This window comes from Cupriavidus sp. IDO (genome assembly GCF_000812465.1).
In the GTDB taxonomy this organism is placed as follows: domain Bacteria; phylum Pseudomonadota; class Gammaproteobacteria; order Burkholderiales; family Burkholderiaceae; genus Cupriavidus.
This window is the reverse complement of sequence record NZ_JWMA01000014.1, coordinates 55,702-73,193: the sequence shown is the minus strand read 5'-3', so window position 1 is coordinate 73,193 and position 17,492 is coordinate 55,702. Positions and strand designations below refer to the sequence as shown.

19 protein-coding genes and 1 riboswitch are annotated in these 17,492 nt (G+C 67.1%); of the genes, 10 read left to right on the top strand and 9 right to left on the bottom strand.

What is annotated here, in order from left to right:
- The first annotated feature begins 15 nt into the window (after nucleotides 1-15).
- Nucleotides 16-468: a PaaI family thioesterase gene (locus RM96_RS05070; protein WP_039008374.1), complete on the top strand. Its 453-nt coding sequence runs from the start codon at nucleotides 16-18 to the stop codon at nucleotides 466-468.
- 3 nt (nucleotides 469-471) lie between these two features.
- Here RM96_RS05070 and RM96_RS05065 read toward each other — a convergent pair whose 3' ends face one another.
- A complete protein-coding gene (locus tag RM96_RS05065) occupies nucleotides 472-906 on the bottom strand; it encodes a PGDYG domain-containing protein (RefSeq protein WP_039008372.1) in 435 nt (144 codons plus the stop codon).
- A gap of 7 nt (nucleotides 907-913) precedes the next feature.
- Nucleotides 914-1,750, bottom strand: coding sequence for a bifunctional hydroxymethylpyrimidine kinase/phosphomethylpyrimidine kinase (thiD, locus tag RM96_RS05060; RefSeq protein WP_052279333.1), 837 nt, complete (start codon nucleotides 1,748-1,750; stop codon nucleotides 914-916).
- A 95-nt stretch (nucleotides 1,751-1,845) separates the two neighbouring features.
- Nucleotides 1,846-1,962, top strand: a riboswitch (S-adenosyl-L-homocysteine riboswitch).
- A 131-nt stretch (nucleotides 1,963-2,093) separates the two neighbouring features.
- Between thiD and ahcY the strand changes: the two genes are divergently transcribed.
- The 5 genes from ahcY (at nucleotide 2,094) to RM96_RS05035 (ending at nucleotide 5,999) form a co-directional block, all read left to right on the top strand.
- Nucleotides 2,094-3,512, top strand: coding sequence for an adenosylhomocysteinase (gene ahcY, locus RM96_RS05055; RefSeq protein WP_039008370.1), 1,419 nt, complete (start codon nucleotides 2,094-2,096; stop codon nucleotides 3,510-3,512).
- Between the two features lie 80 nt (nucleotides 3,513-3,592).
- Nucleotides 3,593-3,943, top strand: a complete 351-nt coding sequence (locus RM96_RS05050; protein WP_039008368.1) for a phage holin family protein — start codon at nucleotides 3,593-3,595, stop codon at nucleotides 3,941-3,943.
- 58 nt (nucleotides 3,944-4,001) lie between these two features.
- Nucleotides 4,002-4,832: a methylenetetrahydrofolate reductase [NAD(P)H] gene (metF, locus tag RM96_RS05045; RefSeq protein ID WP_039008366.1), complete on the top strand. Its 831-nt coding sequence runs from the start codon at nucleotides 4,002-4,004 to the stop codon at nucleotides 4,830-4,832.
- 9 nt (nucleotides 4,833-4,841) lie between these two features.
- Nucleotides 4,842-5,201: a TfoX/Sxy family protein gene (locus RM96_RS05040; RefSeq protein ID WP_039008364.1), complete on the top strand. Its 360-nt coding sequence runs from the start codon at nucleotides 4,842-4,844 to the stop codon at nucleotides 5,199-5,201.
- A 54-nt stretch (nucleotides 5,202-5,255) separates the two neighbouring features.
- Nucleotides 5,256-5,999, top strand: coding sequence for a Mut7-C RNAse domain-containing protein (locus RM96_RS05035; protein ID WP_039008362.1), 744 nt, complete (start codon nucleotides 5,256-5,258; stop codon nucleotides 5,997-5,999).
- A 200-nt stretch (nucleotides 6,000-6,199) separates the two neighbouring features.
- Here the strand turns inward: RM96_RS05035 and RM96_RS05030 are convergent, their stop codons facing one another.
- The gene (locus RM96_RS05030; RefSeq protein ID WP_039008361.1) at nucleotides 6,200-6,799 is read right to left on the bottom strand and encodes a 5-formyltetrahydrofolate cyclo-ligase; all 600 of its coding nucleotides are present in this window, start codon (nucleotides 6,797-6,799) and stop codon (nucleotides 6,200-6,202) included.
- Nucleotides 6,800-6,907: 108 nt separating this feature from the next.
- On the opposite strand from RM96_RS05030, the gene RM96_RS05025 reads away from it, so the two are divergent.
- From RM96_RS05025 to RM96_RS05010, 4 genes are all read left to right on the top strand, one after another.
- Nucleotides 6,908-8,866, top strand: a complete 1,959-nt coding sequence (locus RM96_RS05025; RefSeq protein WP_039008360.1) for a lytic transglycosylase domain-containing protein — start codon at nucleotides 6,908-6,910, stop codon at nucleotides 8,864-8,866.
- Nucleotides 8,867-8,946: 80 nt separating this feature from the next.
- Complete coding sequence (locus RM96_RS05020) at nucleotides 8,947-9,969, top strand: complex I NDUFA9 subunit family protein (protein ID WP_039008359.1); 1,023 nt, start codon at nucleotides 8,947-8,949, stop codon at nucleotides 9,967-9,969.
- Between the two features lie 181 nt (nucleotides 9,970-10,150).
- Nucleotides 10,151-10,840 carry a glutathione S-transferase family protein gene (locus RM96_RS05015; RefSeq protein ID WP_039008358.1) on the top strand — a complete coding sequence of 230 codons (690 nt, stop codon included), beginning with the start codon at nucleotides 10,151-10,153 and terminating at the stop codon, nucleotides 10,838-10,840.
- 43 nt (nucleotides 10,841-10,883) lie between these two features.
- Nucleotides 10,884-12,119, top strand: coding sequence for a multifunctional CCA addition/repair protein (locus tag RM96_RS05010; RefSeq protein WP_039008357.1), 1,236 nt, complete (start codon nucleotides 10,884-10,886; stop codon nucleotides 12,117-12,119).
- A gap of 10 nt (nucleotides 12,120-12,129) precedes the next feature.
- On the opposite strand, the gene RM96_RS05005 is transcribed toward RM96_RS05010, so the two are convergent.
- The 6 genes from RM96_RS05005 to RM96_RS04980 are packed head-to-tail and all read right to left on the bottom strand — an operon-like array spanning nucleotide 12,130 to nucleotide 17,412.
- Nucleotides 12,130-12,567: a universal stress protein gene (locus RM96_RS05005; RefSeq protein WP_039008356.1), complete on the bottom strand. Its 438-nt coding sequence runs from the start codon at nucleotides 12,565-12,567 to the stop codon at nucleotides 12,130-12,132.
- 41 nt (nucleotides 12,568-12,608) lie between these two features.
- Nucleotides 12,609-13,436, bottom strand: a complete 828-nt coding sequence (locus RM96_RS05000) for an ABC transporter ATP-binding protein (RefSeq protein WP_039008355.1) — start codon at nucleotides 13,434-13,436, stop codon at nucleotides 12,609-12,611.
- A gap of 2 nt (nucleotides 13,437-13,438) precedes the next feature.
- Nucleotides 13,439-14,185, bottom strand: a complete 747-nt coding sequence (locus RM96_RS04995; RefSeq protein ID WP_039008353.1) for an ABC transporter ATP-binding protein — start codon at nucleotides 14,183-14,185, stop codon at nucleotides 13,439-13,441.
- The gene (locus tag RM96_RS04990; protein WP_152624042.1) at nucleotides 14,182-15,204 is read right to left on the bottom strand and encodes a branched-chain amino acid ABC transporter permease; all 1,023 of its coding nucleotides are present in this window, start codon (nucleotides 15,202-15,204) and stop codon (nucleotides 14,182-14,184) included. Before RM96_RS04990 ends, RM96_RS04995 begins: the two co-directional genes overlap by 4 nt.
- The gene (locus tag RM96_RS04985; RefSeq protein WP_039008351.1) at nucleotides 15,201-16,097 is read right to left on the bottom strand and encodes a branched-chain amino acid ABC transporter permease; all 897 of its coding nucleotides are present in this window, start codon (nucleotides 16,095-16,097) and stop codon (nucleotides 15,201-15,203) included. The genes RM96_RS04990 and RM96_RS04985 overlap by 4 nt, the downstream gene beginning before the upstream one ends.
- A gap of 25 nt (nucleotides 16,098-16,122) precedes the next feature.
- Nucleotides 16,123-17,412: an amino acid ABC transporter substrate-binding protein gene (locus tag RM96_RS04980; RefSeq protein ID WP_052279332.1), complete on the bottom strand. Its 1,290-nt coding sequence runs from the start codon at nucleotides 17,410-17,412 to the stop codon at nucleotides 16,123-16,125.
- Nucleotides 17,413-17,492: the final 80 nt, after the last annotated feature.

The following is a 17,492-nucleotide window of genomic DNA, read 5'->3' as shown; positions in this document are numbered from 1 at the left end:
CCCCGCATCCCAACCATGTCCGCCCCGACCGCCACTGAAATCGTCCCCGTTGCCCCCGGCACGCCCGAAAAGCCCTACTTCGGCATCGACGTCCCGCTGATGCGCTATTTCGGCCTGCAGCCGGTGCATATCGAGGAAGGGCTGTGCCGCACGCGCCTGCCGGCGCACCCGGCGCTGGTCAACAGCCGCGGCGATGTCCACGGCGGCACGCTGATGGCCACGCTCGACTTCACGCTGAGCGGCGCCGCGCGCTCGCACGCGCCGCTGGAAACGGGGGTGATCACCATCGACATGTCCACCCACTTCCTGGCCGCCGCCCGCGGCGAGCTGACGCTGGAAGCGCGCTGCATGCGCCGTGGGGCGCGCATTGCGTTCTGCGAAGGCGAGGTGAAGGATGCTGCCGGCACCGTGGTGTGCGTGGCGCGGGCGGCGTTCAAGCTGGTGCCGCTATCCAGCGGCGGCAACTGACACTCAGTCCTGCAGCGGCCGATACACCTGTTCGAAGCGCACGCGCTCGGTGATGCCATAGTCGCCGGGCGCGTATTGCATCAGCCAGTCGCCCGGCTTGCCGTGCAGGACGTCACCGCCGGCCGTGCGCGCGATGCTGAACGGCTCGTGCATTTCCCTGGCCAGCACCGGGATTGGCTTGTTCCGGTAGGCGCCGTCCTGGCCGTGGGCGAGCGGCGGCACCGCTTCGTACTTGGGGTCGAAGCGGTCGCGCGAGACGCACCAGCGGTCGCCCGAGCGGCTGGTGATGATGGCATCCGCGGGCTGGTAGCGGTTGGGGCCCTCACGGCTGATCAGCTCGCCGGCTTCGGTCGCGAATACCACGTCGACGACTTCATGCTTGAGGTAGAACGCTGCGGCGGGATCGCTGCGCAGGTCGATATCGGTCAGTGTCGGCATGTGATCCTCAGCCCAGTGCGCGTGGCGCGAAAGTATGGTTAAGCGGGCCGTTGCCAGCGCCCAGCTTCAGGCCGGCGCCCGCCGCGATAGCCTGCGCGACATAGTCCAGTGCCTTGCCGACTGCCGTTTCCAGCGCTTCCCCACGCGCCAGTTGCGCCGTGATTGCCGCGGCCAGCGTGCAGCCGGTGCCATGCAGGTTGCGCGTGTCGATGCGTGGATGCGTGAACACGCGCGCGGTGCCGTCGGCCAGCATCAGCAGGTCGTCCAGCCCGCCCGAGCCGGCAGCGGGGCCATCGTCTTCCAGGTGGCCGCCCTTTAGCAGCACCGCAGGGCATCCCATCGCGATCAGCTCGGCGGCAGCCTGTTCCATCTCGGCGCGGCGCGTGATCTTGCGGCCCAGCAGGTAAGAAGCTTCCGGCAGGTTCGGCGTGACCAGCACGGCGCGCGGGAACAGCAGGCGCACCATGGCCTGGCTGGTGGCGTCGTCGGACAGTGTGGCGCCCGAGGTCGAGATCATCACCGGGTCCACCACCAGCTTGCGGATGCCGTGCCGGTCCGCCGCCGCGGCCACGGCCTCGACGATGGAGGCCGTGCCCAGCATGCCGGTCTTGGCGGCGTCGACGCCGATGTCTGAAGCCACCGCATCGATCTGTGCCGCCACCATGTCCGCGGGAATCGCATGCACGCCGGTGACGCCGAGCGTGTTCTGCGCGGTGATGGCGGTGATGGCGCTCATGCCGAAGCAGCCCAGCGCGGAAAAGGTCTTGAGGTCGGCCTGGATGCCGGCGCCGCCGCCGGAATCGGAGCCGGCGATGGTCAGTGTGCGGGGTGGCGTTGGGGTCATCTGTAAAGGAAAGGGGGGAAGCAGGCGCAGGAAGCGTGGCCTGCCCGGAAGCAAATCGCCGGTGCGCAAGGCCGCCGGGCACGCTACAATAGCGCCACTCCGAGGAGCGTTGCAACGGATGGAGCCAGGGCGAACAGAGTCGCCCGGCTGTCGGGAAATCCCGACCATGCCATCCGCCAGGCTCGGACTGTCTTCAACGGCGCTCGCTGATCCGTGGTTTGCACGGAGGCGAGTCGACCTATCCGCCCGCTATGCACGGCTGCAGGATTCCCTGCATTGCCATCGCCGGCGCGGGCCATTCCCGTACTCGTCACCTGCGTGCCACTCTTCACCGGAGTGAAACATGAACGCTGTGACCGACCTGAAGCAAGACTACCTCGTGGCCGACATCGGCCTGGCCGGCTGGGGCCGCAAGGAAATCGCCATTGCCGAGACCGAAATGCCTGGCCTGATGGCGATCCGCGACGAATTCGCCGCCAGCCAGCCGCTCAAGGGCGCCCGCATCGCCGGCTCGCTGCACATGACGATCCAGACCGCCGTGCTGATTGAAACGCTCAAGGCGCTGGGCGCCGACGTGCGCTGGGCCTCGTGCAACATCTTCTCGACGCAGGACCACGCCGCGGCCGCCATCGCCGCCGGCGGCACGCCCGTGTTCGCTTTCAAGGGCGAATCGCTGAAGGAATACTGGGACTTCACGCACCGCATCTTCGACTGGGCCGACGGCGGCACGCCGAACATGATCCTGGACGACGGCGGTGATGCCACGCTGCTGCTGCACCTGGGCGCCCGCGCCGAGAAGGACGCCTCGGTGATCGCCAATCCGGGCAGCGAGGAAGAAACCTTCCTGTTTGCCGCCATCAAGGAAAAGCTGGCCAGGGACAACACCTGGTACAGCCGCAACCTGGCAGCCATCCGCGGTGTGACCGAGGAAACCACCACTGGCGTGCACCGCCTGTACCAGATGGCGCAGAAGGGCGAGCTCCGTTTCCCGGCCATCAACGTCAACGACTCGGTGACCAAGAGCAAGTTCGACAACCTGTACGGCTGCCGCGAATCGCTGGTGGACGGCATCAAGCGCGCCACCGACGTGATGATTGCCGGCAAGGTTGCCGTGGTGGCCGGCTACGGCGACGTGGGCAAGGGCAGCGCGCAGGCGCTGCGCGCACTGTCGGCGCAAGTGTGGGTAACTGAAATCGACCCGATCTGCGCACTGCAGGCCGCCATGGAAGGCTATCGCGTGGTGACCATGGATTACGCAGCCGAGCACGGCGATATCTTCGTGACCTGCACCGGCAACTACCACGTCATCACCCATGACCACATGGCGAAGATGAAGGACCAGGCCATCGTCTGCAACATCGGCCACTTCGACAACGAGATCGACATCGCCTCGGTCGAGAAGTACGAGTGGGACGAGATCAAGCCGCAGGTCGATCACGTCAAATTCCCGGACGGCAAGAAGATCATCATCCTGGCAAAGGGCCGCCTGGTGAACCTGGGCTGCGCCACCGGCCACCCGTCGTACGTGATGAGCAGCTCGTTCGCCAACCAGACCATCGCGCAGATCGAGCTCTGGCTGGAGCGCGACAGCGGCAAGTACCCGGTCGGCGTCTACACGCTGCCCAAGCACCTGGACGAGAAGGTCGCGCGCCTGCAGCTCAAGAAGCTGAATGCGCAGCTGACCGAGCTGACCGAGCAGCAGGCCGCGTACATCGGCGTGAAGAAGGAAGGCCCGTACAAGGCGGATCACTACCGCTACTGATCCGGGTTCGCCCTCTGCGCTTGCCGGACTCCCGTCTCCCATGAGTGGGGGACGGGAGGAACACCAATAATGGAGCCGTCATGAGACTACTGGTCGTCTGGGTCATCAACGCCATTGCGCTGTTCGTGCTGCCGTACATCGTTCCGTCGATCCACATCAGGAGCTTTGGCTCGGCGATGCTGGCGGCGCTGGTACTGGGCCTGGTCAATACGCTGGTCCGGCCGATCCTGGTGATCCTGACCCTGCCGGTGACGCTGCTCACCCTGGGCCTGTTCATCTTCGTGATCAACGCGCTGCTGTTCCTGTTCGTCGGCAACCTGCTGTCGGGCTTCACGGTTGGCGGTTTCGGCGCGGCCCTGCTGGGCTCCATCCTGTACAGCGTGATCTCGTGGCTGCTTGCCAGCCTGCTGCTGGGCGAGCGTACCGCCTGAGGCGGCTGCACATTTACGAGTCATACAACGCGCGCCGCCAACGCGGCGCGCCACCATCATGCAAGACCGCTACTTCAGCTTTGAATTCTTCCCGCCCAAGACGGCGGAGGGCCTGGAGAAGTTGCGCAACACGCGTGCGCAGCTCGCTCCGCTCAATCCCAAATACATCTCGGTGACGTTCGGCGCTGGCGGCACCACGCAGCAAGGCACGCTCGACGCCGTGCTGGAAATCCAGCGCGAGGGCATCGAGGCCGCGCCGCACCTGTCGTGCGTGGGCTCGTCGCGCGAGAGCATCCGCGATATCCTGAAACAGTACCGCGATGGCGGCATCCGCCACATCGTCGCGCTGCGCGGCGACATGCCGTCGGGCATGGGCGAAATCGGCGAGTTCCGCTACGCCAACGAGCTGGTGGAGTTCATCCGCGCCGAGACCGGCGACTGGTTCAATATCGAAGTCGCGGCCTATCCCGAGTATCACCCGCAGGCCAGGTCGCCGCGCCACGATCTCGAGAACTTCGTGCGCAAGGTCAGGGCCGGCGCCAATTCCGCGATCACGCAGTACTTCTACAACGCCGACGCCTACTTCCGCTTCGTCGAGGACGTGCGCGCAACGGGCGTCGAAGTGCCGATCGTGCCGGGCATCATGCCGATCACCAACTACTCGCAGCTAATGCGCTTCTCCGAGATGTGCGGCGCGGAAGTGCCGCGCTGGGTCGCCAAGCGGCTGGAGAGCTTCGGTGATGACCGCGAGTCGATCCGCGCGTTCGGCCTGGACGTGGTGACCGCGCTGTGCGAGCGCCTGCTTGCCGCCGGCGTGCCGGGCCTGCACTTCTACACGCTCAACGCAGCCGGCGCCACCAAGGCGATCTGGCAAAGGCTGAAGCTGTAAAGGAACCACATGGTCACGCGCCGCCCCGATCCCTTCATCGAACATCTGCTCGAACTGATGGGCCCGCTGGCGGCGCGCATCGGCCCCATCTCCGCGAAGCGGATGTTCGGCGGCCATGGCCTGTTCTATGACGGGCTGATGTTCGCGCTGGTTTCAGGCGGAACGTGCTACCTGAAGGCCGACGACGCCACGCAGGCGAAGTTCGAAGCCGAAGGCAGCCAGCCGTTCCGCTATCGCTCGGCGCAGCGCGAAGTCACCATGCGCCACTACCTGAGCCTGCCGCCTGCTTGCCTGGAATCGCCCGCGGCGATGACGCCATGGGCGAAGCTGGCGGTGGAGGCGGCGTTGCGGCTGGGGAACGCGGGCTGAGCGGCTGCCGGGACGGGCATCGCCTCATCCCGCCAACGGTGCCATACTCGCCCCATGGTCACCGCCACCTTCCGCTTCTACGAGGAACTGAACGACTTTCTCGCGCCGGACCAGCGCCGGCGTGACCTGACCTGCCCTTGCGCGCGGGCTGCCACGGTCAAGCACATGATCGAGGCACTGGGCGTGCCGCATACCGAAGTCGAGCTGATCCTGGTCAACGGCGAGTCGTCGGCCTTCGGCCGGCAGCTGTGCGACGGCGACCGTGTCTCGGTCTATCCCAAGTTCGAACGGCTCGATGTTTCCCCGCTGCTGCGGGTACGCACGCAGCCGCTGCGCGTGATGCGCTTCGTGGCCGATGCGCACTTGGGCGGGCTGGCGCACCTGTTGCGCATGACCGGCTTCGACACGCTCTACGACAACCATTTCGAAGACAGCGAGATCGAGCGCATTGCCGCGCGGGAAGGCCGCATCGTGCTGACGCGCGACCGCGAGCTGCTCAAGCGGCGCGGCATCACCCACGGCTGCTACGTGCGCGCGATCAAGTCCACGCTGCAGGTGCGCGAGATCTTCAGCCGCCTCGACCTGGCCCGCAGCGCCAGGCCATTTTCCCTCTGCCTGGATTGCAACGCGCCACTGCAGCGCATCGACCGCACCGCCGTGGCCGATCGCGTGCCGCCCGCGGTGCTGGAGCGCCATGAGCGCTTCGTGACCTGCGACTGCTGCCGGCGCGTGTTCTGGGAAGGTTCGCACTGGCGCTGCATGCGTGCGCTGGTGGACGAACTGGTGCAGGACGCCTGACCATTCCCTCTCAAGCTCTGCGCTGACCTGCCGTTGAGCTAGTGTCCTGTTCCGCAAATACCTTGCCATGAAATCGCCCGGTTGCCCGCCATGCGTCGTTGCTCGTCGTTGCCATAGCTACGGCTATGGCGCCTCCTCGCGCCTAGCCTGACGAGCAACCGGACGACTTCATTTTGGCAAGCCATATGCGAAACAGGACACTAGAACGCCCCCGCCTCGGTGACGATCCAGTCCATCGGCAGGTCATGCGCCTGTGCCTGCAAGGCGATGCGGCATGCCTCGTAGCCGACGCCGATGGCGACCGGTGCCTGCGGCATGGCGGCCAGCGTGCGGTCGTAGAAGCCGCCGCCGTAGCCGAGGCGGAACTTGTCGGGGCTGAAACCGACACAGGGAATGATCAATGCATCGGGTGCCGCGGCTTCGGTGCCGTCGGGCACCGGAATGCCGTAGTGGCCGGTGGCCATTGGCGCTTGCGGGGTCCAGAGGTGGAAGTCCAGCGGCGCGCCGGGGCGGCTCACCGCGGGCAGCGCGGCCTGGCGGCCGGGGGCTTCGGCCAGCCATCGGGTGACGGCGCCCCGCGCGTCGAATTCCTGCTGGATCGGCCAGTAGAAGCCCAGGCAGTGCACGGCGAGGCGGTCCAGCAGTTGCAGCAGGGCCGCTTCGATCCGTGCGTCGGCCGCCTCGCGCGCGGGCAGCGCGGCGCGCAACCCGAGCAGGCGGCTGCGCAGTGCGCGGCGGTCTTCGGGGAATTCGGCCGGGGCTGGTGACTCAGGTGCCTCGGGTGCGTTAGGGGCGGACATGGCGTGGGATAATGGCTGCGATCGACCTAACACGGATGGCAGATGCCAGGGGCAGAGCGCAAATGTCGCAATCGCCGGCATTGCCGTCATCGATAAGGAATACAAAGAATGCTGAAGGGAGTATATCTGCAGCGTGCCGGACGGGCCGCATGGGTGGCCTTTGCATGTGCGTTGCTTGCCTCGCCGGTGTACGCGCAAAAGCGCCCGCAGCAGCAGGCGGCGCGCGCGCCGGCCGCGCCCGTGATCCCGAGCGACCCCGACGACGCCTTCACGGCGCTGCGCGAGGCCGCACGCAAGAACGACGTGGAACGCGCCTACGCGATTTCGGCCACGCTGGTGGACTACCCGATTCCTTCGTATGTGGAGTACTTCCGCATCAAGCCGCAGATGTTCGACGCCAGCGGCCTGGCGCGCATCGACGCGCCCGACGACCAGGTGCGCTCGTTCCTGCAGCGCTACAAGGGCGAGGCCATTGCCGACCGCATGCGCAACGACTGGCTGCTGGTGCTGGGCAAGAAGCGCGACTGGGCGAACTTTGATGCCGAGTATCCGCAGTTCGTTCTGAAGGACGACACGCAGGTCGAGTGCTACGCGCTGCTGTCGCGTGCGCTGAAGGGCCAGAATGTGGCGGCGGAAGCGCGCAACGTGCTGAGCGACCCGCGCTACTACGGCGAGGGCTGTGTCGACCTGATCGGCTACCTCTCGCAGAGCCAGCAGATCCAGCGCAGCGACGTCGCCTTCCAGGCGCGCCTGGCGCTGGAGCAGAACTTCACCACCCTGGCCGGCAAGATCGCCGCCGTGGTGCCCGACGCGCGTGTCGACGGCGACACGCTGGCCACCATCGTCAAGATGGCGCGCAACGACCCGTCGCAGGCTTCGGCCTACCTGAACGCTAGCCAGGGCAGCCTGTCGCGCGACGAGCAGGGCGCGGCGTGGGGCGTTATCGGCCAGTTCGCCGCCAAGAAGCTGCTGCCCGAAGCGGCCGGCTACTATCGCCGTCAGATTGACCAGGGCGGCAACCAGTGGCTGTCCGATGAAACGCAGGAGTGGCGCGTGCGTGCCGCGCTGCGCCAGGGTGACTGGAAGCAGGTTCGCCAGTCGATCGAGCTGATGCGTCCGGAACTGCGCGCGAAGGATCCGGCCTGGACCTACTGGTACGGCCGCGCGCTGCAGGCCGACAACCGCACGGCCGAGGCGCAGCAGCAGTACCAGCAGATCGCCGACCAGTTCAACTTCTACGGCCAGCTGGCCAGTGAGGAGCTGGGCAACCGCATCACGCTGCCGGCCCGCACCACGGTCACCGATGCCGAGGCCATGGCCATGCGCACGCGTCCGGGCTTCCAGCGCGCGCAGAAGCTCTACAACCTGAACCTGCGCTTCGAAGGCAACCGCGAGTGGAACTGGGAACTGCGTGGCATGAGTGACCGCGAGTTGCTGGCCGCCGCGGACTATGCCCGCCGCATCGACCTGCTTGACCGCACCGTCAACACCGCCGACCGCACCCGGGCCGAGCACGACTTCACGCTGCGCTTCCTGATGCCGTACCGCGACATCATGCAGCGCGCGACCGACGACGTGGGCCTCGACATGGCTTGGGCTTATGGCCTGGTGCGGCAGGAATCGCGCTTCATCATGAACGCGCGCTCCTCGGCCGGCGCGCATGGCCTGATGCAGGTGATGCCGGCAACGGCGAAGTATGTCGCGCGCAAGATCGGCATGACGGACTTCTCGCCGTCGATGATGAGCGACCCGAACATCAATATCGTGCTCGGCACCAACTACATGAGCATGGTCTTCACCGACCTGGACAGCTCGTGGACGCTGGCTTCGGCGGCCTACAACGCCGGCCCGGGACGTCCCAAGGCATGGCGCAGCACGCTGTCGCGCCCGGTGGAAGGCGCCATCTTCGCCGAGACCATCCCGTTCACCGAGACGCGAAACTACGTGAAGAATGTGCTTTCCAACGCCACGTACTATGCTGCATTGATGAGTGGCAAGCCGCAGTCGCTGAAGGGGCGGCTCGGCTCGGTCACGCCGTCGTCGGAGATCACCACCAGCTTGCCCTGAGCTGATGTGCGCCCCGGGCCGCCGGGGCAAAAAAGCTGGTCTGCGACGCGGCGTGCAGTTCACTTGGCACGGAGACCTCCATGCAGACCAGCAATGTCCTAGTGATCGGTGGCGCCGGCTTCATTGGCAGCCACCTCATTTCCCGGCTGGCCGGGGCCGCCTCGGCCTCAGGCGCACCGCTGGAACCCGGCACGAATCCCGATTCCCCCATCGCCCCCGACCGTATCCTGGTGGGCACCCGCAAGGTCGAGCATGCGCAACACCTGTTGTTGCTGCCACGCGTCGAAGTGGTCGAACTCGGCGTGGCGGACAATGCCGCGCTCGACGACGCGATCGGTTCGCTCGGCGTCGACGGCATCGTCGTCAATCTCGTCGGTGTGCTGCACGGTGAACGCGCCGAGCCATATGGCAATGCGTTCCTCATGGCGCATGTCGAGCTGGTCCGGCAGATCGTGGCGTCGTGCCTGAGCACCGGGGTTCGCCGGCTGCTCCATATGAGCGCGCTGGGCGCCGACAGCCAGGGCCCGTCGATGTACCTGCGCAGCAAGGGCGACGGCGAGCGCATCGTGCGCGGCAGCGGCCTGGACTGGACTATCTTCCGCCCGTCGGTCGTGTTCGGGCCGGACGATCATTTCCTCAATCTCTTTGCCCGGATGCAGCAGGCGGCGCCGGTGGTGCCGCTGGCGTGCGCGCAGTCGCGCTTCCAGCCGGTGTTCGTGCAGGACGTGGTGCAGGCCTTCCTCAATGCGATGGTCACGCCCGCCACGATCGACCATGGCTACGAGCTGGGCGGCCCGCAGGTTTATACGCTGGAAGAACTGGTGCGCTTTGCCGGGCGTGCGTCCGGGCATCCGCGCCCCGTGATCGCGCTGCCCGATGCGCTGGCGCGCGTCGAGGCCGCCATCATGGAGCATATGCCCGGCGATCCGCTGCTGTCGCGCGACAACCTTGACTCGATGACACTGGACAATGTGCTGGAGCATCCCATGGCGAGCGAACTGCGCCTGCGCCCGGCCAGCCTCGAGTCCGTGATGACCGACGTGCTGGCCGGACGCAGCCGCGACATGCAGCTCAAGCCCATGCGCGCCAGCGTCCATCGGTAGCGATCCGGCGCGCCTATGTGACCAGGATTCATACTGGTTGCGAGCGCAATTCACTTTGACGCCGCCGTTCGCGCTGGCAGAATGAGCGGTTCGGGCGCGCGGCCAGCGGCTCCGATCGCAGGACTGGCCGCGCATGTCCTGCTGCCCCGCCTTTCTCAATGCCTCCCCCAAGGATTCCACGATGAAGCTCATCATCGGCAACAAAAACTATTCTTCCTGGTCGCTGCGCCCCTGGCTGCTGATGCAGCATGCGGGCATCGAGTTCGAGGAAGTGCAGGTCCGCCTTTTCGCCGGAGACTTTGCCGCCGAGATTGCGCGCTATTCGCCGGCCGGCAAGGTGCCGGTGCTGATCGACGGCGACATCGCGGTGTGGGACTCGCTGTCGATCGCCGAATACCTGGCCGAGAAATTTCCCGCGAAGAAGCTGTGGCCCGCCGACACCGCCGCGCGCGCTTATGCGCGTTCGATCTGTGCGGAGATGCACTCGGGCTTCGGCAACCTGCGCAGCCAGCTGCCGATGAACGTCACCGCCGTGCTGCCCGGGCGCGGCTGGAACGTGGCGGTGCAGCGCGACGTCGCCCGCATCGCCGAGATCTGGTCTGACCTGCGCACCCGGCATGGCGCCGCGGGGCCGTTCCTGTTCGGCGAGTTCACGATCGCGGATGCCTTCTTCGCGCCGGTCGTGAGCCGCTTCGCCACCTACGGCATCCACCTGCCCGATGCGGCCAAGGCGTACGCGGACTTCATGCTGGCACTGCCCGCCATGCAGGCCTGGATTGCCGGCGCGCGCGAGGAGCGCGATTTCCTCGCCGACGATGAGCCGTACCGGATGGCGCCCGATCGCCCCGATGCGATTATCATCAGCCACTGATCGCCGGGTGGAGCCGGCGGACCACAGCACAGAGGGGCAAACGATGCAGGTGTACGCCGTCGGCGGAGCGATTCGCGACGAATTGCTGGGCAAGCCCAGCCAGGATCGCGACTACGTGGTGGTGGGCGCGACCCCGGCCGAAATGGAAGCCGCCGGCTACAAGCCGGTCGGCAAGGACTTCCCCGTCTTCCTGCATCCGCGCACGAAAGAGGAGTACGCGCTGGCCCGCACCGAGCGCAAGACGGCGATGGGCTACAAGGGCTTTGCCTTCTATTGCGAGCCCGATGTCACCCTGGAGGACGACCTGGTGCGGCGCGACCTCACCATCAACGCGATGGCGCGCGAGGTCGATGCCGATGGCAACCTGGTCGGCCCGGTCATCGATCCCCATGGCGGCCAGCGCGACCTCGCGGCGCGCCTGTTCCGGCATGTCTCCGAGGCATTCGCCGAAGACCCGGTGCGCATCCTGCGCGTAGCGCGCTTTGCTGCGCGCTTTCATGAGTTCAGCGTCGCCGCGGAAACCGTGCGGCTGATGCGCGAGATGGTGGCTGCCGGCGAGGTCGATGCACTGGTGCCTGAGCGCGTCTGGCAGGAACTGGCGCGTGGGCTGATGGAAGCAAAGCCCTCGCGCATGTTCGAAGTGCTGCGCGAGTGCGGCGCGCTGGCGCGGCTGATGCCGGAGCTGGACCGCCTGTGGGGCGTGCCCCAGCGTGCGGACTACCATCCGGAAATCGATACCGGCGTGCACGTGATGATGGTGATCGATTGCGCCGCCGCGATGGGCGCCCCCCTGACGGTGCGCTTCGCCGCGCTGATGCACGACCTGGGCAAGGGCACCACGCCCGAGGACATCCTGCCGCGCCATATCGGCCACGAGATGCGCAGCGTGAAATTGCTCGAGGACGTCTGCGCGCGCCTGCGCGTGCCCAACGAATGCCGCGACCTGGCGCTGGTGGTGGCGCGCGAGCACGGCAATATCCACCGCTCGCAGGAGATCGGCGCGGCGGCGGCGATGCGGCTGCTCGAGCGCTGCGACGCACTGCGCAAGCCGGCCCGCTTTGCCGAAGCGCTACAGGCCTGCGAGGCCGACCTGCGCGGACGCAAGGGCTTTGAATCGAGCGAGTACCCCCAGGCAGCGCGCTTGCTGGCCGCACTGGACGCAGCCGCGGCGGTGGACGCCGGCGCCATCGCGCGCGCATGCGGCGACGATGTCAGCCAGATCCGCGACCGCGTCCATGCGGCGCGTGTGGCGGCCGTGGCGGAGCGCCTCGGCAGCTAAGCGCAGGCGTCTACCGGAAGACCAGCACCGCAATCTTCGTATGCGTGAGCACCCTGTGCGTCTCGCTGCCGATCACCAGCGCCTCCACCCCGCGCCGCCCGTGGGATGCCATCACGATGAGGTCGCATTGCCTGGCTTCGGCCTCGTCGATGATGGCCTGGAAGATATGGTCGCCGGTGACGCAGGCGGTATCGCAGTTCACGCCGGCCGCGGCAGCCTCTTCCGCAATCGTCGTCAGGTACGCCTCGGCCTGCCGGTAGGCTTCCTGCATGTAGTGTTCCCGGGTTTCGCGCAGCATGGCGGTCTGCAGGCGCATCACGTCATAGTGCGCGACAACCTCGATTGCGGTAATGCGGGCCTGCAGCGCCTGGGCTAGCGCAATGGCTTTGCGGTAGGCCGTATCGGACAGGGTCGAGCCGTCGACCGCCACGAGCAGATGCTTGAACATTTGGGTCTCCTTGTATGCCGGCGCCTGCCATCCCGTCCGGGTCAGGCCCCGAGAAACAGCCGGCCGACCTCCGGGTCCCGGCCCAGTTCGCCACCGGTGCCGGCCATGGCCAGTTGCCCGGCCACCAGGACATAGCCGAGGTCGGCGAATGCGAGCCCCTTGCGGGCGTTCTGCTCGACAAGGATGATGGTCTTGCCCTCGTCTTGCTGCAGATGGCGCAGGAGTTCGAACACCATGTCGACATAGCGCGGCTGCAGTCCGATCGAGGGCTCGTCCACCAGCAGCACGGCGGGGTCCATCATCAGCGCGCGCGCGATTTCCAGCAGCCTGCGCTCCCCGCCGGAAAGCACGCTGGCGCGCTGGCCGCGCCGCTGCGCCAGCGCGCCATGGCGCTGGAAGATGCGCTCGGCGGCGGCCGCGGCGTCCCGCGGGTGCCGCATCAGGTACCCGCCCATCAGCAGGTTTTCCTCGACCGTCATGTCGGGGAAGATCGAACCCTCCTGCAGCACGTAGGCCACGCCTGCCTGCAGCAGCTTCTGCTCGGCACGCAGGTGGGTGACCGGCGCGCCAGCCACGGTAATGGTCCCCGACATGACCCGGGCGAGGCCGTAGATGGCGCGCAGCACCGTGGACTTGCCCGCGCCGTTCGGGCCAATCAGGCACAGCGAACCGCCGCGCGCCACGCGCAGGCCGAAGCCGTGCAGGATCTCCATGCCGCCGTAGCCCGCGACCAGGTTGTCCACGGCGACCATCGGCGTCCCGCCGGCCAGTTGCTCGAGCTGCGCAACGGTTGGCCGGGGGCGCGAGAGGGCGGCGGCGAGCGTGGCGGCAGGCACCCGGGCAACCGGCTGGGCCATGGTGTGCGCCATGTTCACGGCTGTCCTCCCAGGTAGGCCTCGATCACGGCGCGGTTGGCGGTGATCTGCGCCGGCGATCCCTGCGCCAGCACCTCGCCATGCGCCAGGCAGCAGACATGGCCGGCCAGTTGCATCATCACCCGCATATTGTGTTCGATCACCAGCAGCGTGATGCCGAGCCGCGCGTTGATGTCCCGCAGCAGGGCGATCAGGCTCTCGATCATCACCGGGTTCACGCCGGCGGTCGGCTCGTCGAGCAGCAGCAGCCTGGGCTCGTTCATCAGGGCCATGGCGATCTCGAGCAGCTTCTGTTGTCCGAACGACAGATCGGCGCCGCGCTGGTCCACGTGGTCCTCCAGGCCGGCAAGGCGCAGGATCTGCCGGGCCCGTTCCGTCACCGCCGGCGCCTGCCGCGTGCACATCGCGGCGAATCCTTCCTGCACGTGGGGCACGCTGACCAGCAGGTTCTGCAGGCAGTTCATCTTGCCGAACACCCGGGTCTGCTGGAAGGTGCGCACCAGGCCCAGGCGGGCGATCTCGGGTACGCGCAGGCGCGAGATCTCGCGCCCGTCGAACAGGATCGATCCGCCGTCGATCGGGTGATAACCGACGATGGAATTGAACAGGGTCGTCTTGCCCGAACCGTTCGGCCCGATCAGGCCCACGATGCTGCCGTGCGGCACCTGCAGGGAGATCTCATGGTTGGCGACGACACCGCCGAAGCGCTTGGTGACGCCGCGCACCGCAAGCAGGTCGGTCATGGCGCGGCACTCCCCGTTATGCGGCGGCGGTTTGGGTTGTCATCGCGCAGCCAGCCCATGATGCCGGTCGGGAACAGCACCACGATCAGCACGATCAGCACGCCCAGCGCAACGCGCTGCCAGTTCAGCAGGTAGGTCCAGAACAGCTCCTGGGTGAGGTGGAACAACGTGGCGCCGATCACCGGCCCCCACAGCGTGCCCTTGCCGCCGAGGATCGCCATTACCACCATCCACACGCCGAAGGTGGTGCCGGCGAACGCCAGCTCGCGCGGATCGATGAAGCCGACCAGGTTGCCCGCCAGGGCGCCCGCCATGCCGAGGAAGAGGGCGCAGACACACCAGGCCAGGATCTTGTAGCGCGTGGTGTGCAGGCCCAGCGCCTCGGCCTTGTCCTCGTCGTCGCGGATGGCATTGAGCGCCAGGCCGAACGGGCGCGCATAGAGCCAGCGCAGCGTCAGCAGGGTAGCGGCGGCCAGCATCAGCATCGCGTAGTAGAAGAACGGCTCACGGCGGCCGGCCGCACCCGGGAACAGCGGGAGCGTCATGCCCGATCCTGCGCCGATGAAATCCCAGCCGGCCGCGGCATCGGCGAAGGCAATCCCCAGGCCCAGCGTCCCGATTGCGAAGTAGTGGCCGCGCAAGCCCAGCATGGCCGGGCCCAGCGCAAGCGCCACGGCTACAGCCCCCAGCGCCGCCAGGCCGGTACCCGCTGCCAGGCCGGCAAAGTAGCCCAGCCCGAAGTCGCGCTGCGCCACCGCGCAGACATAGGCACCCACGCCGAAGAACACGATGTTGCCGAAGGAGTTGTAGCCCATCTGGCCGCCCATCACGTCCCACGTCAGCGCGAACAGCATCATCAGCCAGAGGAAGGTCAGTTGCGTGGTGATGCCGGCGAACAGCCACGGCGCCGCGAGGGCGCCCAGGCCGCCCGCGAGCAGGGCGAGCCCGGTGACCGGGGCGGGCGAGGTCACCGGGACATCCGCTTCGAGCCGGCGTACGCCGCGCAGGTGGGGATTCATCGCAGGTAGCCTCGATGCCGGCGCAGCATCAGGTTGCGGCTTACCAGAATCACCACCAGCAGCGCGTAGAGGAAGGCGGTCTGGTACTCGGTGCCGAGCAGGAAGCCGGCGTAGTTTTCGGCAATGCCAAGTCCGCCGCCGGCGCCGAGGACCGGCAGCATGCTGCCCAGTCCGGCCACCACCACGATCATGAAGGCACGCACCGTATAGGGCAGGCCCAGGTAGGGGTGGATGATCCAGGTCATCGCCACCAGACCGCCGGCGGCGCCGCAGATGGCGGCATTGAGGGCGAAGGTCGCGGCATAGACGCGATCGGTGTCCACGCCCAGCACGCGGGCTGCGCGCGCGTTCTGCGCCGTGGCCCGGATTGCCTGGCCACGGCGGGAATACCTGAGGAACAGCATCAGCGCTGCGCCCAGCGCCAGGGCTGCGGCGAACGCGGCCAGCTTGATCTTCGGCACCACCAGTCCGCCGGCCAGGAACAGGCTGCCCAGCCCGGCATCGAGCGTGCGCACGTTGGCGCCGAACGCCAGGTTGGCGAGCTGCTGCAGCACGATGCTCAGGCCGAAGGTGGCCAGCACCGAGACGAAGAGATCGCGCTCGACCAGCCGGAAGATGACGATGCGATAGAGCCCCCAGCCCACGCAGTACATCACCGCCGCGGCAACCGGCACGGCCAGCATCGGGGGCACGCCCTTGCCGGCCAGCCAGATCACGATATAGCCGCCCAGCATCACCAGCTCGCCCTGGGCCACGTTGATGAGGTTCATCACGCCCCATACCAGCGCCATGCCGTAGGCGGCCAGCGCAAAGATCGCGCCGGCCAGCAGGCCATCCACCACGAGCTGCAGGTTCAGCTCGGGACTCTGGATGAGGACCGCGAGATCGGTCATCTGTGCCAGGCCGCGCAGCGGCCCCCTATTTGCGCCGCGCCCAGGCGGGTGCCGGATAGATGACCTTCGACGACGCCCACTTGCCCGGCGCGACCACCTTGAACTTGCCGTCCTGTACCTGGTACAGCACCATCGACTTGGCGATGTTCTTGCCGCTCTGGTCAAACTTGAGCGGGCCGTAGAACGTCATCAGGTCGGTGGCGGCAAGCGCCTCGCGGACCTTTTCCGTATCGAACGAACCGGCGCGCTCGAAGGCGTCGACGAAGGCCAGCACCGACGCGCTGGATTCGGCCGCCTGGTACGGTGCCTCGTAGCGGAACTCCTGCTCGAATCGCCGCGCATACTGGTCGGCCGTGCCGAACCAGCGGTCCTTGTAGCTCAGCGAGCGGTCCCATTGCGAGCCGCACACCGCGAATTCCGCGCTCTTGCCGAACTTCTCGATGATCTGCGCGGAGTCGCAGTGGGTCAGGGCCAGCATCGGCACGTCGATCCGCATCTCCGCCATCTGCCGCACCGCCAGTGTCGCGCCCTTTTCATGGCCGGATACCACCAGGATGTCCGGCTTGAGCGCCTTCACCTTGGCCAGCGTGACCGACATGTCGTTCAGCTCGGGCGGCAGCTTGTCGTCGATCACCACCTGCATGCCCAGGCGTTTCGCATCCTCGGCCACGCCGTCGCGCACGTCCTGCGAGAAGTTGTCGTTCTCGATGGCGATGGCCACCTTCAGGCTCTTCGGTGACTTGCCGGCCCGCTGCGCTTCCTCGGCAGCCAGGCTGATGGCGGCGCGCAGGTAGTAGTCGGAGGTATTGAGCACCGCGAACATGTAGCGGTAGCCCTGCGTGAACAGGTTGCGGTCCGCGCCGTTGCCCTCGACCATCGGGATCCGGTACTTCTCCGTGACCGGGGCGATCGCCTTGGTGAGCCCGGAGCTGTAAGGCCCCAGCACGAACTTTACGCCGTCCTGGCTGATCAGCCGCTCGGCCAGCTGCGCGCCGCGGGCCGAGGTGGATTCGTCGTCGTAGAAGATGATCTTCAGCTGGTAGGCCTTGCCGCCGACCTTGACGCCGCCCGTCTCGTTGATACGCTTCGCTGCGAGGTTGTAGCCGTCCTGAGTGTTCTTGCCGTTGGTGGAGTACTTGCCGGTGAGCGAGACCGCGGCACCGAGCACGATGGTGTCGCCTTCCACCCTGGCGGCGGCGGGGACGGACAGCGCCAGTTCCAGGCCGGCCAGGGCGCAGACGGTGGCTTGGCGTATCCGGGTAGGGGGCCCGGACCTGGCACCGGCCGGAAAGCTGTGTGCGGATGCGGTTTTCATATCACCTCCTCACTCTTTCCAGCTTAGGACTCATTTCTGAAAGTGGAAGGGGCGGCATGTCACGGTTCCATCACTTCGTG